Origin of the sequence: Micromonospora sp. C28SCA-DRY-2 (assembly GCF_030519475.1) — a bacterium.
Classification (GTDB): Bacteria; Actinomycetota; Actinomycetes; order Mycobacteriales; family Micromonosporaceae; genus Micromonospora.
Window position 1 is genome coordinate 559,738 of the sequence record NZ_JAUMKD010000004.1, and the last position, 16,383, is coordinate 576,120.

General features: G+C 75.5%; 18 protein-coding genes. 4 read left to right on the forward strand and 14 right to left on the reverse strand.

Annotated elements, in window-relative coordinates:
* The first annotated feature begins 16 nt into the window (after positions 1-16).
* The gene (locus Q3W71_RS20265; protein WP_302920918.1) at positions 17-868 is read left to right on the forward strand and encodes a Rieske 2Fe-2S domain-containing protein; all 852 of its coding nucleotides are present in this window, start codon (positions 17-19) and stop codon (positions 866-868) included.
* A 243-nt stretch (positions 869-1,111) separates the two neighbouring features.
* On the opposite strand, the gene Q3W71_RS20270 is transcribed toward Q3W71_RS20265, so the two are convergent.
* The 12 genes from Q3W71_RS20270 to Q3W71_RS20325 form a co-directional block, all read right to left on the reverse strand.
* The gene (locus Q3W71_RS20270; RefSeq protein WP_302920919.1) at positions 1,112-2,344 is read right to left on the reverse strand and encodes a LysM peptidoglycan-binding domain-containing protein; all 1,233 of its coding nucleotides are present in this window, start codon (positions 2,342-2,344) and stop codon (positions 1,112-1,114) included.
* Between the two features lie 15 nt (positions 2,345-2,359).
* Positions 2,360-2,791 (reverse strand): hypothetical protein, encoded by a 432-nt coding sequence (locus tag Q3W71_RS20275; RefSeq protein WP_302920920.1) that lies wholly within the window; start codon positions 2,789-2,791, stop codon positions 2,360-2,362.
* Positions 2,788-3,267 carry a TadE/TadG family type IV pilus assembly protein gene (locus Q3W71_RS20280; protein WP_302920921.1) on the reverse strand — a complete coding sequence of 160 codons (480 nt, stop codon included), beginning with the start codon at positions 3,265-3,267 and terminating at the stop codon, positions 2,788-2,790. Before Q3W71_RS20280 ends, Q3W71_RS20275 begins: the two co-directional genes overlap by 4 nt.
* A complete protein-coding gene (locus Q3W71_RS20285; protein WP_302920923.1) occupies positions 3,252-3,692 on the reverse strand; it encodes a TadE/TadG family type IV pilus assembly protein in 441 nt (146 codons plus the stop codon). Before Q3W71_RS20285 ends, Q3W71_RS20280 begins: the two co-directional genes overlap by 16 nt.
* Before the next feature lie 4 nt (positions 3,693-3,696).
* A complete protein-coding gene (locus Q3W71_RS20290) occupies positions 3,697-3,900 on the reverse strand; it encodes a hypothetical protein (protein ID WP_302920924.1) in 204 nt (67 codons plus the stop codon).
* 22 nt (positions 3,901-3,922) lie between these two features.
* Positions 3,923-4,792, reverse strand: coding sequence for a type II secretion system F family protein (locus tag Q3W71_RS20295; RefSeq protein ID WP_302920925.1), 870 nt, complete (start codon positions 4,790-4,792; stop codon positions 3,923-3,925).
* Positions 4,793-4,826: 34 nt separating this feature from the next.
* Positions 4,827-5,729 (reverse strand): type II secretion system F family protein, encoded by a 903-nt coding sequence (locus tag Q3W71_RS20300; RefSeq protein WP_302920926.1) that lies wholly within the window; start codon positions 5,727-5,729, stop codon positions 4,827-4,829.
* 3 nt (positions 5,730-5,732) lie between these two features.
* A complete protein-coding gene (locus Q3W71_RS20305; RefSeq protein WP_302920927.1) occupies positions 5,733-7,340 on the reverse strand; it encodes a CpaF family protein in 1,608 nt (535 codons plus the stop codon).
* Entirely contained in the window at positions 7,330-8,130 is an 801-nt protein-coding gene (locus tag Q3W71_RS20310; RefSeq protein ID WP_302920928.1) for a ParA family protein, read from the reverse strand. Before Q3W71_RS20310 ends, Q3W71_RS20305 begins: the two co-directional genes overlap by 11 nt.
* A gap of 2 nt (positions 8,131-8,132) precedes the next feature.
* Positions 8,133-8,792, reverse strand: coding sequence for an SAF domain-containing protein (locus Q3W71_RS20315; RefSeq protein WP_302920929.1), 660 nt, complete (start codon positions 8,790-8,792; stop codon positions 8,133-8,135).
* Entirely contained in the window at positions 8,789-9,667 is an 879-nt protein-coding gene (locus Q3W71_RS20320; protein ID WP_302921028.1) for a hypothetical protein, read from the reverse strand. Before Q3W71_RS20320 ends, Q3W71_RS20315 begins: the two co-directional genes overlap by 4 nt.
* Before the next feature lie 74 nt (positions 9,668-9,741).
* On the reverse strand, positions 9,742-10,308 hold the full coding sequence (locus tag Q3W71_RS20325; RefSeq protein WP_302920930.1) for a hypothetical protein: 567 nt from the start codon (positions 10,306-10,308) through the stop codon (positions 9,742-9,744).
* A gap of 640 nt (positions 10,309-10,948) precedes the next feature.
* Here Q3W71_RS20325 and Q3W71_RS20330 point away from each other — a divergent pair.
* On the forward strand, positions 10,949-11,752 hold the full coding sequence (locus Q3W71_RS20330) for an A24 family peptidase (protein ID WP_302920931.1): 804 nt from the start codon (positions 10,949-10,951) through the stop codon (positions 11,750-11,752).
* 52 nt (positions 11,753-11,804) lie between these two features.
* On the opposite strand, the gene Q3W71_RS20335 is transcribed toward Q3W71_RS20330, so the two are convergent.
* Positions 11,805-12,440, reverse strand: a complete 636-nt coding sequence (locus tag Q3W71_RS20335) for a phosphatase PAP2 family protein (RefSeq protein WP_302920932.1) — start codon at positions 12,438-12,440, stop codon at positions 11,805-11,807.
* A gap of 170 nt (positions 12,441-12,610) precedes the next feature.
* On the opposite strand from Q3W71_RS20335, the gene Q3W71_RS20340 reads away from it, so the two are divergent.
* Together Q3W71_RS20340 and Q3W71_RS20345 are read left to right on the forward strand one after the other, a co-directional pair.
* A complete protein-coding gene (locus Q3W71_RS20340) occupies positions 12,611-14,998 on the forward strand; it encodes a glycoside hydrolase family 65 protein (protein ID WP_302920933.1) in 2,388 nt (795 codons plus the stop codon).
* A gap of 236 nt (positions 14,999-15,234) precedes the next feature.
* Positions 15,235-15,726, forward strand: coding sequence for a GNAT family N-acetyltransferase (locus tag Q3W71_RS20345; RefSeq protein WP_302920934.1), 492 nt, complete (start codon positions 15,235-15,237; stop codon positions 15,724-15,726).
* Positions 15,727-15,786: 60 nt separating this feature from the next.
* On the opposite strand, the gene Q3W71_RS20350 is transcribed toward Q3W71_RS20345, so the two are convergent.
* Entirely contained in the window at positions 15,787-16,251 is a 465-nt protein-coding gene (locus Q3W71_RS20350; RefSeq protein ID WP_302920935.1) for a hypothetical protein, read from the reverse strand.
* Positions 16,252-16,383: the final 132 nt, after the last annotated feature.

The following is a 16,383-nucleotide window of genomic DNA, read 5'->3' on the forward strand; positions in this document are numbered from 1 at the left end:
CGGGAAGTCGGTACGGGTGCGAGCACTGTTGACGAAGATCGAACAGAACACCCGGCTGGACCGGGTGGGTGACCGGTTGCAGCGTGCGGTGCAGGCGACGCTGCGGCCGCAGCGGGTCCGCGACCTGCTGCACGGGGTGTGGCTGGGCCATCCGCTGCACCCGGCGATGGTGCAGGTGCCGGTGGGCGCCTGGATCAGCGCGGCGGTGCTGGACGTGCTGCCCGGGCAGCAGCGGGCGGCCACCACGCTCACCACGCTGGGCACGGTGAGCGCCCTGCCGGCGGCGGTCGCCGGCCTCAACGACTGGGCCGCGCTCGCCCCCGACCAGCGCCGGGTGGGCCTGGTGCACGCCGCGTCCAACACCGTCGCCCTGGCCTTCTACGCCGGCTCGGTGAGCGCGCGCCTGCGCGGGCGGCACGGGCTCGGCCGGGCCCTCGGCATGATGGGGCTCAGCGCGGCCAGCATGGGCGCCTACATCGGCGGGCACCTGGCGTACAAGCAGGGCGCGCAGGTCAACCAGAGCATCTCCGAGATGCACCGGATGAGCGGCGGCTGGCACCCGCTGGGCGACATGGCGGCCCTGCCGCAGCGCCAACTGATCACCCGGGAGATCGACGACGTGTCGGTGATCCTCTACCGGCACGACGACGACGTCACGGTGATGCTGGAGCGCTGCCCCCACCAGAGCGGCCCGCTCGGCCAGGGTGAGGTGCAGGTGGTCGACGGGCACGAGTGCGTGGTCTGCCCGTGGCACGGCAGCACGTTCCGGCTCAACGGCGGCGAGGTCGTGCACGGCCCGTCCGGCAACGACCAGCAGATCCTGCAGACCCGGATCCGCGAGGGCGTGCTGGAGGCCCGACTCCCCTGACCCGCGACGCGTGCGGTGAGGTCGCGCGGCGGTAGGTCGGCGCGCCGCCGCCCGAGCGGGCCGCTGCCGCAGAGTCATCACGCTCTTCTGGATGTACTGCCGGGTCCGAGGTGACCGTCGGTGACGGTCTGCCTGTCCGGTCCGGTCGGGGGTCGGTCTCTGACGTGTCGGCGCTGGGTTGTCGGGCGCTCAGGTCGGTGCTGGGCGCGGTCGTCGGGACGGCGGCTGCGTCGGCTCGGCCGGCTAGTCGCGGCGGTGCCGACCCACCGGGAGTTCTCCGGCGCTCGCCTGCGCCCCGGTCCGGCCGCGTCCGGTGGCCGGGCGGCGCCGCAGCCCGAGGACCGCGCCGATCTGGGCGCCGACGATGCTGGCCACGGCGAGCACGGCGGAGACCGCCAGCGGCCGGTTCATCCGGTCCGGCTCACCCGCCCGGGCCGCCCCGACCGTCACCGGAGCGCCGCCGGGAGCCTCGGCCGCCGGCGGCGCCACGCCCGGCCGTTCCCGCGTCGTCTCCGCCGACCCCGGCGCGGCCCGGTCGGAGCCGGCCTTCCCCTGGGTCGCCCGACCGGGCGTGGTCGGGGCCGCGGTCTGCTGGCCCGCGCCGGCCTGGCCGGGGTTCGGCTGGCCCGGTGCGACCTGACCTGGGGTCGGGTGGCCGGGGCGGGTCGGGCGGGCGACCAGTCGGCCGGTGGCGTGCGGACGGGCGCCCCGGTCGCTGGCCTGCGCTGGCAGCTTCAGCAACTGGCCGGGGCGGATCCGGTCCGGGTCGTCCAGCCGGTTGAGCCGGGCCAGCTCCCGGTAGTCGGCGAACTCGCCCAGGTAGCGCTCGGCGACGGCGCCGAGGTAGTCCCCCTTCGCCACCCGGTAGACGGGCGCGCCGGCGACCGGCGCGCGGCTCCCCGACCCGCCCGCACCCGACCCGCCCGCGCCGGGCGGCAGCGCGCCCGACTCGCTCGCGCCGGGTGGCAGCGCGGGCGACGCGATCGAGTACCAGGCCGCTTCGGGCGCCGAGGGCGGGACCGATGCCGGTACCAGCGGCGCGACCGCGGCCGGCTGGGCGTACGGCTGCATGGTGGCGGTGGCGGCGCTCGCCGCCGGGGCGGCGGCGACGATCAGCGCGACCGACCCGACCAGCGCGGCCGCCGCGCGCTGCTGGCGGCTCATCCCGGGCAGCCGGGGCGCCGGCCGGCGTAGCGCCTGCGCTGCCAGCTCGACCAGCACCGAGAGGGTGAAGGTGGCCCAGCCGAACCAGCCGGCCAAGGCCAGCGCCCGCAGGAAGAGCCGGCCGTCGTCGCGGCTGGTCAGGGTGGCGCCGATCTCGGCGACCGTGGGCACGTGGTCGGGCAGCGGGTTGCCGGCGAGGGCGAGCAGCGCCACCGGCCCGCCGACCACCACCGCGCAGAGCACGACGAGCGCGGCGAACCCGGTCAGGACCCGTCCGGTCCGCCGGAGGGCGGAGCGACCCGATGCGGCCATGGCTGCCTTCCTTCCCTACGGCGCGCGGGTGAGCGCCCGCGCGGTGGCCTCCCCGGAGACGGTGACGGTGTCGTCGAAGCCGAAGAGGCCGAGCATGGATCTGCGGTAGGTGACGGTGACCTCGACCCGGACGACGGTCTCGCCGTCGACGGTCGGGAAGCTCACCGTGTGCCGGGTCGCCCCGGCCGCGGCCAGGTAGTCGGCGATCGCCCGGCGCGCCTGCGGCTGGTTGATCCGCTTCGGTCCGCCCTCGATCGCGGTGGCCCGGTCGATGGCCTGGCCGCCCGTCCGGGCCGCCTCGGCGGCCAGGTTGTCGGCGCGCTGGAGGGTGCGCAGCTGCCCGGCGCCGTCGACGGCCAGACCGATGATCGCCAGGACGCCGACCATCGTCACGGCGAGGAAGACGCTCACCCGGCCGGTGTCGGACGCGGCGGCCCGGCGGGTCATCCCCGGCTCCGGTAGCGGTCCAGCGGCGAGGTGAAGCTCGCCGCGACCCGGTTCCCGGCGGGCATCCCGGGCAGCGCCGCGAGCTGGATGTCCCGGAACGAGACAGTGCAGGCCACCTGGACGGTGACCGTCGCGTCCTGTCCGACCGGGCTGCGGAACGCCGCGTCGAACGTGGACGGCCTTCCGCGTACCGAACCGCTGAAGGTGACCTCCGGCGTGCCGGCGCAGTCCAGGCCACGCCAGTCCAGTTGCCGGCGGGCCGCGTCCCGCGCCGCGCGCCGCGCGGTCGCCGGATCGCGGGAGATCGACGCGGCCCGGGCGGCGTCGTGCGCGGCGGCGTCGATCGCCTCGGCCGCCACCGCGGTACGCCCGGCCACCCCGGCCAGCACGATGAGCGCGATGAAGGCCGGCGCCAGCACCGCCACCTCGATCGAGACCGAGCCCCGCTCGGCGGTACGGCTCACGGCTCGGTCCACCGTTCCACCGTCCCGTGCGCGGTCTGCCGCACCGGGAAGTCGACGCCGGGGATCACCGACAGGGAGCGCCCGCGCACCGTGCAGGTCACCTCGGTGGCGCCGGTGACGCAGCTCGGCCCGGGGTCGTCCCAGCCGACCAGCCAGTCGCCGGCGGACCGCAGGAAACGGGTGGCCCGCGCCTCCCCGGCGCCGGGCGGCGCCTGGTGCAGCCGCTGCGCGTTGACAGCGCTCTGCGCCGCGTTGAGCGCGGTGGACCGGGCGACGAACCAGACAGCGACCTGGATGGAGGCGAAGAGCAGCACCAGGATGAGCGGCAGCACCACGGCCAGCTCCACCGGGTTGGCCCCGCGGTCCGCGGGCGGGCGCGGGCGCCGGGCGGTGGGGGCGACCGCCCGGCGCCCGCTGGAGAAAGCCGCGTGACGCATCGAGTTACTGCGGGTTCTTGTGGCCCGGGATGGCGTTCATCCAGTCGTTGGCCTTGGCCAGTGCCACCCCGGTGACCACCGTGGCCACGAAGACCAGGCCGAAGATGATCACCGCGGTGGGCACCGGGCTGTCGCCGCGCTCACCGTCGCGGCGCAGCTCGGCCAGGCGCGCCGTCAGCGCGACGTGCAGGTAGGTGACGAGGGACATGACGTGCTCCTTCTCTTGCGGGTCAGACCCGGGCGATGAACGGGTAGACGGCGAAGCCGAGCAGGACGAAGACGAGCAGGGCGCCGGGGATGTCCAGCCGGCTGGTGACCCCCTCCGCGCGGGCCAGGTTGTCGGTACGGATCTGGTCGCGCAGCGAGTCGGCGCGGCTGCGCAGGGTCTCGTGCACCTGGGCGCCCTCGCTGCCGGAGGAGCGCATGATCGCCCCCACGTCGCCCAGCTCCGGGATGCCGATCCGGTCGGCGAGGTCGCGCAACTCGTCCCAGGGCGAGTGCATCTGCAACTGGGCGAGCCGCAGCGCCTCCCGGAGCCGGTCGAAGACCCAGCCGTCACAGACCGCGGCGGCCCGCTCCAGCGACTGCACCGGCCCGTGCGCGGCGCTGAGCTGCAACGCCACCAGATCCAGGTAGGTGCAGACGGCCTGGCGGAACTCGTCCCGCGCGGCGTCCGCCCGGGTGAGCACCGCCCGGTGGGCGAGCAGCGCGCCGAGCAGCGCCATGCCGAGGCTGCCCAGCACCGGTACGGCCACCGGCACCCCGATGCCGAGCACGAACAGGGCCACCCCGAGCACGCTCGGCATGGCGAGCCCGACCAGGGCGGAGAGCAGCAGCGACAGCGCGTACTGCTCGGGGGTGCGGTCGATCAGCGCGAGCTGCCGGTGCGGCGGACGCAGCCAGCGGGACAGGCCGGTGAGCCATTCCAGCCGGCGGCCGGCGGCGGCTCGCCCGGGGCCGGCGGCCGGCTGGTGCAGCCGGCGCAGCGCCGGGCCGAGCGCCGGCGTCGCCGGCACCACTTCCCGGACCACCAGGAACAGCCCGAGCCCGATCGCGGCCCCGCCGCAGACGGCCAGCGCGAGCGGCCAGTTGCCGGTCATCCTCGCCCTCCCTCCGGGAAGTCCGGACGGGTGCTCACGCGATCGCCTCCTGCGGGTCGGGGGCGGGCAGGAAGCGGGCCGGCCGCCGCGGCTGGCTCATCGAGCGCACCCAGGCCAGCAGCCCGACGAAGGCCGCGCCCAGAGCGGCCATCACCAGCTGCCCGGCCGGCGTGCCGTACGGGCGGATGTACTCGGTGTTCACCAGCCCGTACGCCAGCGTCGCCAGGGTCATCCCGGTGAGGAAGCGGACCGCGAACCGGGGTTGGGTGCGCTTGGCCTCGATCTCCCGGCGGGTGGCCACCTCGGCGGCCGCCGCGGACGCGATCGAGCCGAGCACGTCGCCGAGCCGCTCGCCCCGGTCGGACAGGTGCAGGATCAGCGCCGCCACCACCTGGTCGCCGACCGGGTCGCCGATCTCCTCGCCGAAGGCGAGCAGCGCCGAGCGGGCCAGCCAGCCGGCCTGGAGCCGGGCGGCGAGCAGCCGTACCTCCTCCTGGATCTCCTCGGGAGCGGTGCTGACCGTGCCGATCACCGCCTGCTGGAGCCCCTGGCCGGTGGCGGAGACGTCCTTGAGCCGGCGGGTCCACTCGCCGACCGCCTCGATCCGGGCGATCGCCCGCTGCTCGGCCCGGCCGACCGAGAAGAGCCACGGGGTGCCCGGCACGGCCACCGCCACCAGCAGGCCGACCACCGGCAGTCCGGTGAGCAGGAAGGCCAGCGCGCCGGCGACCAGCGCGCCGACCAGCAGGGCCTGGTACGCCCGCTGTTCCCGGGGCGTCGCGCCGGAGCCGCGCCAGAGCCGGCTGACCCCCCGCCCCGCGCCGGGCGCCGGGCCGGGTGGCCGGCGGGTGCCGACCAGCGCCACCGCCGCCAGCAGCAGCCCGGCGACGCAGGCCGCCCCGGAGACCACCGCGATCAGTTCGACGTCGGCGAGCACCGGTCACCGCCGGCCGAGTCGGGTCTGCAGGGGCCGCCGCCAGGCGCCGGTGCCGGCCTCGATCCACCTGGTCAGCAGCCGGGCGTCGTAGCCGACCCGGAGCAGTTGGGCGCGGATCCGCTCGGGCAGGTGCCGGGGAACCGCCCGGCCGTCCGGACCGGGGCCGAAGACCGCGGTGGTGACGATCCGGTTGCCCTCGCCGACGCCGATCACCTCCTCGACGTGCGAGACGAAGCGGTGCTTGCGCCCACCGATCGCCGTCTCGTCCTCGACGGTGACGTAGACGATCAGGTCGAGCGCGTTGCCGGCCATCCGGCGGGCCTGGTCGACGGTCATCTCCCGGCCGTGCGCCAACGCCAGCTCGATGATCCGTTCGCCCACCCCGGCCGGGGTCCGGGCGTGGATGGTGCACATCGAGCCCCGGCTGGTGGTCATCGCCTGGAGCATCGGGACGATCTCCCGGGACCGGACCTCGCCGACGATGATCCGCAGGACGCCCATCCGCAGCGCGAGCGGGATCAGGTCGGCGATGCTCACCTCGCCGGCCGGGCGGCCGTCCAGCCCCCGTTCGCCGTGCCCCTCCCGGGCCTCGAAGCTCATCACCGCCCGGTGCCGCGCCCGGCGGCGCGCCGGCAGCAGCTCGCGGCTCTCCTCCAGCAGCACGTACGGCTCGTCGGCCGGGATCTCGTTCATCAGCGCCCGGATCACGGTGGTCTTCCCCGCCCCGGCCAGGCCGGCGACCATGATGTTCAGCCCGGCCCGCAGGGACGCGCGGAGGAAGTCGCGCAGCAGCGGGTCGATCATCTCGGCCAGGTCGCCCCGGCCGCCGGCGATGTCGTCCAGGCTCACGTCCAGCGTGTTGTGCTTGCGGATCACCGCGTACGGGCGGTGGCTGACCAGGAACACGGCGGCGAGCCGGCTGCCGTCGGGCAGTTGCAGGTCGAGCGTGGGCTTCGAGGTGGACAGGGACCGCTCGGTGGCGCCGGCCCGGCGGGCGGCCGCCTGGAGGATCTCCACCAGCTCGTCGTCGCTGTCCGCGATCGGCTCGGCCCAGTCGACCCCACCGCCGTGCCGGGTGACGCGCACCTGGTCGCAGCCGAGGATGTGCACCTCCTCGATGGTGTCGTCGACCAGCAGGGTCTGCAGCCGGCCGAGCCCGGCCAGCTCGGCGGTGACCTGGTCGAGCAGCAGCCGCTCCGCGCCGGCGGCCATCGGGGTGCCGGCCCGGCGCACCGAGTCGGCGTACTCGGCGACCACCGCCACGGCCAGCCGGGCCCGTTCGGTGTCCTCGGCGTCGGCGTCGAACTCCCGGCCGCGCTGCCACCGGGTGAGCCGCTCGCTGAGCTCCCGGCGCAGCTCGCGGACCACCTGGAAGTCGACCCGCGGCCGGGGCGGCGGCTCCGGCGGCGCGCCGACCGGGACCGGCGTGCCGTGGTGGTGCCGCCCGTTCGGCGTCACCCCGTTCGCCTGGGTCCCGTGCCCCGTGCCCGACGGGGTGGCGCCGTTCGCCCCGGGCGGGACGGCACCGTGCACCGCGGGCAGCGGCGGCGCGGTGGAGGTGGCACCGGGCGGCTGGCGGCGCGGGTCCGACGAGACCGGCTCAAAGCGCATCCGGCACCCCCTGCGACACCGGCCAGGCCAACCGGGCGCGCCGGCGTTCCAGCAGCGACCCGACCGGCACCTCCAGGGCCGCGGCCGCGCGCATCAGCGGCCGCCCGGCCCGCACGGTGCCGCCCAGGGCGAGCACCTCGGCGGTACGCGGGTCGTGCGGCAGCCGGTCGATCACCGGCAGCCGCAGCGCCTTGCTGATCTCGCCGCGTCCGTGGCCGGCGCCGACCAGCAGCAGCCGCAGCGTGCCGGGGGAGACCCGGTGTTCGGTGAAGTCCCGCTCGATCGCCCGGACCATCGCCCGGGTGCCGGAGAGGTCGGGCAGTCGGGCGCCGCTGACCAGCAGCACCACCGACGCGGCCCGCAGGATCGGCCAGGGTGGGCCGGGGACCTGCAACCGGCCACAGTCGACCAGCACGTCGTAGCCGGGGTCGCCCCGCTCCAGCCCGGTGAAGAAGTCGGCGAACCGCTGCCAGAGCGGGGCGACGCTGCCCGCCTGCGCCGGGTCCACCACGCCGGGCAGCAGCAGCCGTTCCCGCTTCGGGGCGTCGAGGTCGACCAGTTGCGACCAGAAGGCGGTCTCCAGGTTGCCGTCGCGCAGTTCACCGACGGCCAGTTCACCGATGCCCCGGGGCCCGTCGAGCGCGCCGCCGAGATAGCCGGCGAGGATCGACCCGCCGGCCGGGTCGGCCTCGACCAGCACCAGCCGGCGGTGCCAGCTCAGGGCGCAGGCCAGGGCGGTGGTGGTGACGCCCGGCGAGCCCTTCGCCGACACCAGCGCGATGATCGCCATGCTCAGGCCGCCTCGGTGAGCACGACGGCGATCCGCTCCTGGGCCGAGAGCGCCACCACGGCCGGCACGTCGCGCACCGCGAGCGCCAGGTAGAGCACGATCTCGGTGTCGTTCTGGCCGGTCGCCGTGTCGATCACGGTGGCCTCGAACCGGGTGGCGGTGGCCGCCGGGCCGGTGTCGTCGTCGTCCGGGGTGCTCACCAGCAGGACCTTGTCGCCGGGGTGCAGCTCGCGGGCCGGTACCTCGGCCGGGCCGAGGCCCAGCGCGAGCTGCTGCTGGCCGGGGGCGAGCAGCGGGTCGTCGGTGAGCTGGGCCATGGTGAGCAGGGTTCCGGGGGTGAGGGAGACCGCGGCCCGCTTGCCCACCACCTCGTCGAGCCGGCCGGCCGGCACCGGCGCCAGCCCCTGGCCGCCGGCCACCTGCACCGGCACCAGGTCGTCCGCGCTGAGCTGCCGGCCGACCTCGACCGGGCGGGCCACCGCCAGGTAGCTGCCGGTGGCCCGGACGGAGGTGACCGCGAACGCGGCGCCGAGCCCGCCGAGGGCGATCAGCAGGACGGCCAGGCCGAGCAGTCCGGGGCGGGTCCGGCGCTGCCGGACCACCTTGGGCGGGGCGACCGGCGCGTCCACCGGTCCGGTTCCGTTGCGCGTCGCCAGGCTCATCGGGTCACCACCTGGAGTTCGTTGATCTGGATCGGGACGGTGCCGCTGGTGCGGGTCTGCGGGATCTCGCCGCGCTGGCCGCCGCCGCGCCAGGTCACCGTCCAGTACGTGGTGGCGCTGACCCGGTACGTGCCGGCCTTCGGGTAGCCGGTGTGGTAGCCGCAGTCGGGGGAGGTCCGCCCGGCCCGGGGCCCGGTGGTCGAGTACGGGGTGCCCGGGCGGGTACAGGTGACCTTCCGGCCATTGCCCATGCTCCACACGATCCGGTCGACCTTCGCCGCGATCGAGACGGTCAACCCGCGGTCGGAGGCGGAGGCACGCAGCGGGCCGAAGTAGTTCGGGCCCCGGCTGGCCCACATCCACACGGGCAGCCCGACCAGCCCCGGGCCCTTGCTCTTGCGCGGCGCCACGGCGACCCGGGGCGGGAGCAGCCGGATCGAGGCGAGCGCCCGGCGGGCCAGTTCCTCCGGGTCGGGCGGCGCGCCGAATCCGGGCGGCGGGCTGTCCCGCAGCACAGTGGTCTGGTCACCCAGGTCGCCGCCGTTGCAGGTGCGCACGTACCACTGCTGGCCGGGCGGCGTGTTCGCCGGCTGCGGCTGGGCGAGCTTGTAGTAGCAGCCGTCGCCGTTGTTGAACCAGCCGAGCAGGTCGTCGTAGCAGGGGATGGTGCGGCCGTTCCACTGGCACTTTCCGCCGCCGCCACCCCCGGAGTCCCCACCTCCGCCGCTGTCGCCGCCGCCCGGGCCGCCGGGCGTGCCCGGGTCGTCGTCCCAGACACTGCAGTCGGGCTGCCCCGGCGGGCACTCGACGCCCGGGTCGGCCCGTCCGGCGGCGACCGCCGGCACGGTGGCCCCGGTGGCCAGCAGCAGCGCCAGGCCGACGCCGCCGAGCGCGCGGCGGGCCGCCCCGGTCCGGGTACCGGGGCCCGGGGCGGCCCTTCCTCCCCAGGTCAGCACGGCTGGTCCTGGTGGCCCGCGCCGGCGCTGATCAACCAGCGACCGTCGGGATAGCGGGTGGCGGTGGCGGTGGCCAGGTGCCGGCCTCCGCCGGTGCCGGGGACCACCCGGTTGGTCCGGGCGTAGACCAGCCGGTAGCCGGTGGCGTCCAGGCAGTCCTGGATCTCCACGGTGGGCGGGTCGGCGTCCAGGTCGACGGAGGTGACGGTCGGGGCGGAGCGCAGCGTCCCGGTACGCATAGCGCCGTGCTCCTTCGCCTCCCGAATGCTCACCCGGACCCGGGTCAACAGCGGATCGGCGAGGAATCTGGACAGTTCCGGATGATGTGGATCGCTTCGTCGGCTGGCCGTACGGGATGCGTCGAGATAACCGGAATACGCGGCGAGCGCCGCTTTCTCCGCCGCCTGTTCCGCGGCTTTCCGCTGCTCGGGGGCGGGCGCCCGCCGGTCGTCGACCGGCCGGCCGATCGCCTCCCGCTCGGCCCCGCAGGCGGTGGCCGAGCCGACCGCCGCGAGCGTGAGCAGGCCGGCCACCCAGCGGTTGAGCTGCCGTCCTCGCACCGTCGTGCCTCCTCGATGGCGCCCCGGGGGCCACCGTCACGGTGGCCTGCGGGGGGCATGCGGCAGCGCGGCCGGATGACCACATCCGGGCTCGTGAATTGCGCAGCCACATTTACCGCTATGGATTACTTACCAATGCACGTTCCAGAAAGCGTCCTGTCGGTCGAACGTGTGTTGCGTCACACCCAAGGGGCGAGCATAGGCTGACGTCCGCCGATGCAACAGAGGCAATTCATTCGAATACCGAGAGTGATGACGGGTGGTGGCGACGGGTGGTCGAGGTGGGATCGCGGGAAGGTCGGGGGCGGGACGGGGTGATCGTCTCGTGGTGTTCGCGGCATGGATTTCCCATCCGAGATCGGGGCGGCCGCGCTGCCGGGAAGGGGCCGACTCGACGCGGCATCTGGCCCGATCCGTCCACCGGCCACGCCGGCCCGACCGGCCGCTATTCGCCCTTTATGGGAATCCCATCACCGCACAAGCCGGGCTTCCCGCCCGGCGGCAGCTGTGTCGCCCCCTCGGCCGGGGATGCGGCCCGCCGTCACACAGGTCGGGCGCCAGCACTACCGTCCGTGTCGGCCGTTCGACACCGCGTCCGGGGCGTGGACCCCGCCGCGCCTCCCCGTGCGGGGGTTCCGGGATGGCGCTGACCGGACCCGCCGAAGGGCTCGACCGGGCCGAGGGCGGGTCGGCGGGCGCCGGGTCGCCGGCCGGCTCGCGCCGTTGGTCGGGGCGGTTGGCCGTGCTGACGGTCACCCCGCTGCTGCGGTTGGCCGCGATCCGGTACGCCGTACCGCCGGGTCGGCCGGAGCGGACCGGCTGCGACGGCTGCGCCGCCCCGATCGGGCTGGACCGGCCCCGGCCGGCGCTCGGCCCGGCCGCCCGGTGCGGCGGCTGCGGCGCCCGGATCGGCCCGCCGCCCGGTGCCGTGGAACTGGCCGCGCTGGCGGCGCTCGGGCTGCTGGTGCTGACCGGTCCGCCGCCGGTCGAGCTGGCCGCCACCGCCTGGTGGCTGGGCTGGGCCGTGCCGCTGGTCTTCGTGGACCTGGCGGTGCACCGGCTGCCGGACCGGCTCACCTGGCCGGCGGCGGCCGGGACCTGGCTGCTGCTCGGGCTGGCGGCGCTGGCCGGGGCCGACCCGGCGCCCTGGTTGCGGGCCACCGGCGCCGGGCTCGGACTGGCCGCCTTCTTCGCGACCAGCACGCTGCTACTCGGCCGGCGCGGCTTCGGCCTCGGCGACGCCAAGTTGGCGTTGGGCGCCGGCGCCCTGCCCGGCTGGTACGGCTGGGGGCTGCCGGTGGTCGGGCTGCTGCTCGCGGTCACCGCCTCCGGGCTGGTCGCGGCGGCGCTGCTGGTGGCGCGCCGGGTGCGCTGGTCCAGCCACCTCCCGTTCGGCCCCTACCTGGTGCTCGGCACGGTCGGCGCGCTGCTCCTGGCGGGGTGACACCTCGCCGCATGGTTCAGCACCCGGCTCCCGGCGCACCGGATGGGGGCGGTCAGCGGCGCGCGGTGCCGCCCACGGTGTCAGCCATCGGGCGCTCGGCGCGCCGGGCCCACCGGCGCAGCAGGTCGCCGCCCGGGCGGGCGAGCAGCGTCGTGACCACGACCGCCACCAGCGCACCGAGCAGCGCGCCGGCGATGACGTCGTGCGGGTAGTGCACCCCGACGAAGGTGCGGGAGAACGCACCCAGCACCGCCAGCGGCAGCGCCACCAGCCCGATCCGGCGGGAGAGCAGCAGCGTCGCCGCCGCCAGCGCGCCCGCGATGGTGGCGTGGTTGCTCGGGAAGGACCAGTCACCGGTCGGCGGGCAACTGCTCGCCACGATGACCACGTCGGCCAGCGCCCGGCACGGCCGTTCCTGGTCGACCACCGACTTCAGCGCCTCGCTGCACCCGTACGCCAGGATCACCGACAGCGGCGCGACCAGCGCGAGCGCCCGGTCCCGGGGCCCGCCGCCGAACCGGCTGAGGGCCGCCGCCAGCAGCAGCGCGCCGAGCAGCAGGATCGCTCCCTCGGTGAAGTGCCCGGCGAACCACTGCACCGGTTGCGGGGTATCCGCGGCGAAGCCGACGATGTCCTGGTACCACTCGATGCTGATCTCCGGAACATCCGGCTTGCTCGCAACAACCATGACTCACCTCACCAACCGTTCATACCGGGTTTACCGCGCAGACAAGGTTGGAACACCTTGGCGGTCACCGCAGTGTGCGATGGTCGGGACGTCCCCCTGACTTTCGTCTCAGTGACCTCACAGCCGGGTCTGCTTCGGTGGTGCCAGGTACGTCGAACCAGGGAGGCGCGGTGCCGCAGACCCGCACCAGTGATCGACCGCCGGCCGGGCCGGTGACGGACGAGGAGAGCTGGCGGATCCGGCGCACCGAGGCGGACCTGCACCGGCTCGCCGAGACCGAGTCGATCTTCGCGCTCGGCAACGGGTGGGTGGGCTGGCGCGGCAACCTCGACGAGGGCGAGCCGTACGGCATGCCGGGCAGCTACCTCAACGGCTTCTACGAGGAACGCGAGCTGAGCTACCCCGAGGACGGGTACGGCTTCCCGCAGCTCAGCGACACAGTGGTCAGCGCGCCCAACGCCGCGCTGATCCGGCTCTGGGTCGGCGACGAGCCGCTCGACATCCGCACCGGCACGCTCCGCACCCACCAGCGGGTGCTGGACCTGCGGGCCGGCACGGTCGAGCGGTGCACCGAGTGGATCTCACCGGCCGGCCACGGCGTACGCATCCGCAGCACCCGGCTGGTGTCGCTGCCCCGGCGCCCGGTGGCCGCGGTGCGCTGGGCGGTCGAGGCCCTGGACGGGCCGGTCGAGGTGCGGATCTGCTCCGACCTGCTGGCCAACCAACGGGTGCCGGAACGCTCCGACGACCCGCGCGCCGCGGCGGTGATCACCGACCCGCTGACCGCCGAGTACCGCCGCGGCGCCGACCACGACGGCGTGCTGGTGCACCGCACCGAGCGCAGCGGGCAGCGGGTCGCGGTCGCGGTGGCCCACCAGGTCGACGCGCCGGACGGCTTCGGCGCGGACGCCGACCGCAGCCCGGACCGGCTGCGCCTGACGCTGACCGGCACGCTGCGACCGGGGGAGCGGGCCCGGCTGGTCAAGTTCGCCGCGTACGAGTGCGCGCGGGTGGACGCCACCCCGCCGCAGGAGTTGGCCGACCTGGCCGTCCGGGAGGCGGACGCGGCCCGCGGGGACGGCTTCGACGCGCTGCTCGCCGGCCAGTGCGCGGCGCTGGATGCCGCCTGGCGGGTCGCCGACGTGCAGCTCGACGGGGACGCCGAGTTGCAGCAGGCGATCCGGTTCGCGGTCTTCCACCTGATCCAGGCCGGCCGCGCCGAGGGCGACCGGACGATCCCGGCGAAGGGGCTGACCGGGAACGGCTACGACGGTCACGTGCTCTGGGACACCGAGGGCTACGTGCTGCCGGTGCTGACGTACCTCGCCCCGCGGGTGGCCCGCTCGGCGCTGCGCTGGCGGCACGCGCACCTGGCCGAGGCCCGCGAGCGGGCGGCCGAGCTGCGGCTGCCCGGGGCCACCTTCCCGTGGCGCACCATCGGCGGCCGGGAGTGCTCCGGCTACTGGCCGGCCGGCACCGCCGGGCTGCACGTCAACGCCGACATCGCCGACGCGGTGCTGCGTTACGTCGCGGCCACCGGTGACCAGGAGTTCCTCGCCGAGACCGGGCTGGAACTGCTGGTGGAGACCGCGCGGCTGTGGCACGGCTTCGGCCACTGGTCCGACACCGGCGCCTTCCACCTGCACGGGGTCACCGGCCCCGACGAGTACTCCGCGGTGGTCGACGACAACGTCTTCACCAACCTGATGGCCCGGCGGAACCTGCGCGGCGCCGCCGACGCCGCCGAGCGGCACCCGGCGGTGGCCGCCCGGCTCGGCGTCGACCCGGCCGAGGTGGCCGGCTGGCGGGCCGCCGCCGACGCGGTCTTCATCCCGTACGACCGCAAGCGCGGGGTGCACCAGCAGTCGGCCGGCTTCACCGAGCAGCCGGAGTGGGACTTCACCCGCACCGGCGCGGACGACTACCCGCTCCTGCTGCACTTCCCCTACCTGGAGCTGTACCGCAAGCAGGTGGTCAAGCAGGCCGACCTGGTGCTGGCCATGCAGCGCTGCCCGGGCGAGTTCACCGCCGACGAGAAGGCCCGCAACGTCGCCTACTACGAGGCCCGCACGGTGCGGGACTCGTCGCTGTCGGCCTCCCCGCAGGCGGTGCTCGCCGCCGAGGTCGGGCACCTCGACCTGGCGTACGACCTGTTCGCCGAGTCGGTCCTGCAGGACCTCGCCGACCTGGGCGACAAGACCGGCGACGGACTGCACCTGGCGTCGCTGGCCGGCGCGTGGCTGGCGCTGGTGCAGGGCTTCGGCGGGCTGCGCGACGACCGGGGCGTGCTCTCCTTCGACCCGCGGCTGCCGGCGGCGATCGACCGGCTGGTGTTCCACCTGTACTGGCACGGCCAGCGGCTGCGGGTCACCCTCACCCGGGACGAGGCCCGCTACGAGCTGCCGGACGCCGGCCCGGAGACCACCGTCGAGCTGTGGCACCACGGCGAACCGCTCCCCGTCACCGGCGGGACCCCGGTGGTACGCCCGATGCCGCCGGTCCCCGACCCGGGCCCCGAGCCCCTGTCGCCCCCCGGCCGCCGCCCCGCCCGCCGCTGACCCGCGCCCGCGTGCCCGCGCCTGCGGCGACGCCCCGAGCGCGAGATCGTGCTCGCGCCCGCAAGATGGTGCTGTATCCAGGATGTAGGGGCATCGGTGTCGCTCGGAGGCCACTACATCCATGTTCGAGCGCGATCTCCCCGCCGCGCCGCCGTCTCCCGCCGCCGCGATCCCGGCGGCGCGGCCGGGAGTGGAACTCGGGGGCGCGCCGGGCGGGTGACCGGTAGGGTGGCGCGGTGGCTGATCTTGAGCGGCTGGCGGAGCGGCACGCCGAGGCGGTGTTGCGGTTCGAGCGGGAGAACCGGGAGTGGTTCGCCCGTACGGTGCCGGACCGCGGCGACGACTACTTCACCGGGTTCGCCGCGCGGCACGCGGCGCTCCTCGCCGAGCAGGCCACCGGCGAGTGCCACTTCCACGTCCTGGTCGACGACGACGGCTCGGTGCTGGGCCGGTTCAACCTGGTCGACGTCGCCGACGGCGAGGCCGAGCTGGGCTACCGGGTGGCCGAGCGGGTCGCCGGCCGGGGTGTCGCGACCGACGGCGTCCGCCGCGTCTGCGTGCTGGCCCGCGACGCGTACGGCCTGCGCCGGCTGGTCGCCGCCACCACGCTGGACAACGCCGGTTCGCGGGCGGTGCTCCGGCGCACCGGCTTCACCCCGACGGGTGACGTGCTGCTCGGTGGCCGTCCCGGGCTGCGGCACGTCCGCGAGCTGACCGCCGCCGACTGAACCGCGGCGACCGGGCCGTCCGACCCGCCGTCGGCCGGGAGCGATGCCGCCGAGCGGGTGTCAGCCGGCGGTGCGGCCGCCGGACATCCGCTGCCTGACCTCCTCCAGCGCCTCGAAGGCGTACGCCCAGTTGTGGCACTTGAAGCTGCGCAGCCCTTCGATCGGGGTGCGGCAGTCCGAGCAGTTCACCCCGGCGATCGCGTCCGGGACCTCGGTGTTGACGTACTTGCGGTCACCCAGGATCACCGTCGCGATCATGATCGGGTCGTGCACCCCGGTCAGGGCCGAGGAGACGATGTCGTACCAGCTGATCCGGCGGCCGCACTTCGGGCAGTCCGGGTGGTCGCCGCTGACCCACAGCGGCGCGCCGATGCTGCGCAACGGCATGCCGAGCAGCTTCTCGATCCGCCGGACGTCCGACTCGGGCGTGGTCCACCGGTGCTGGCCGGGCAGCGAGGCCGGCGAGTCGTACACGGCGCGGAACAGGTCCTGATCGACCTGTACGGTCTCCCGCTGACTGGTCACGGCGTCCTCCTCGACGGTCGGGTGCCCCCACCGTCGTCCGGGTGATCGACGGGTGCAGCCGGATCAACGACAGGACGCCACCGCTGGTCGTCGCGGTGCGGAAGCACCGGTGCGCCGTCCGGGCCGGCCTCG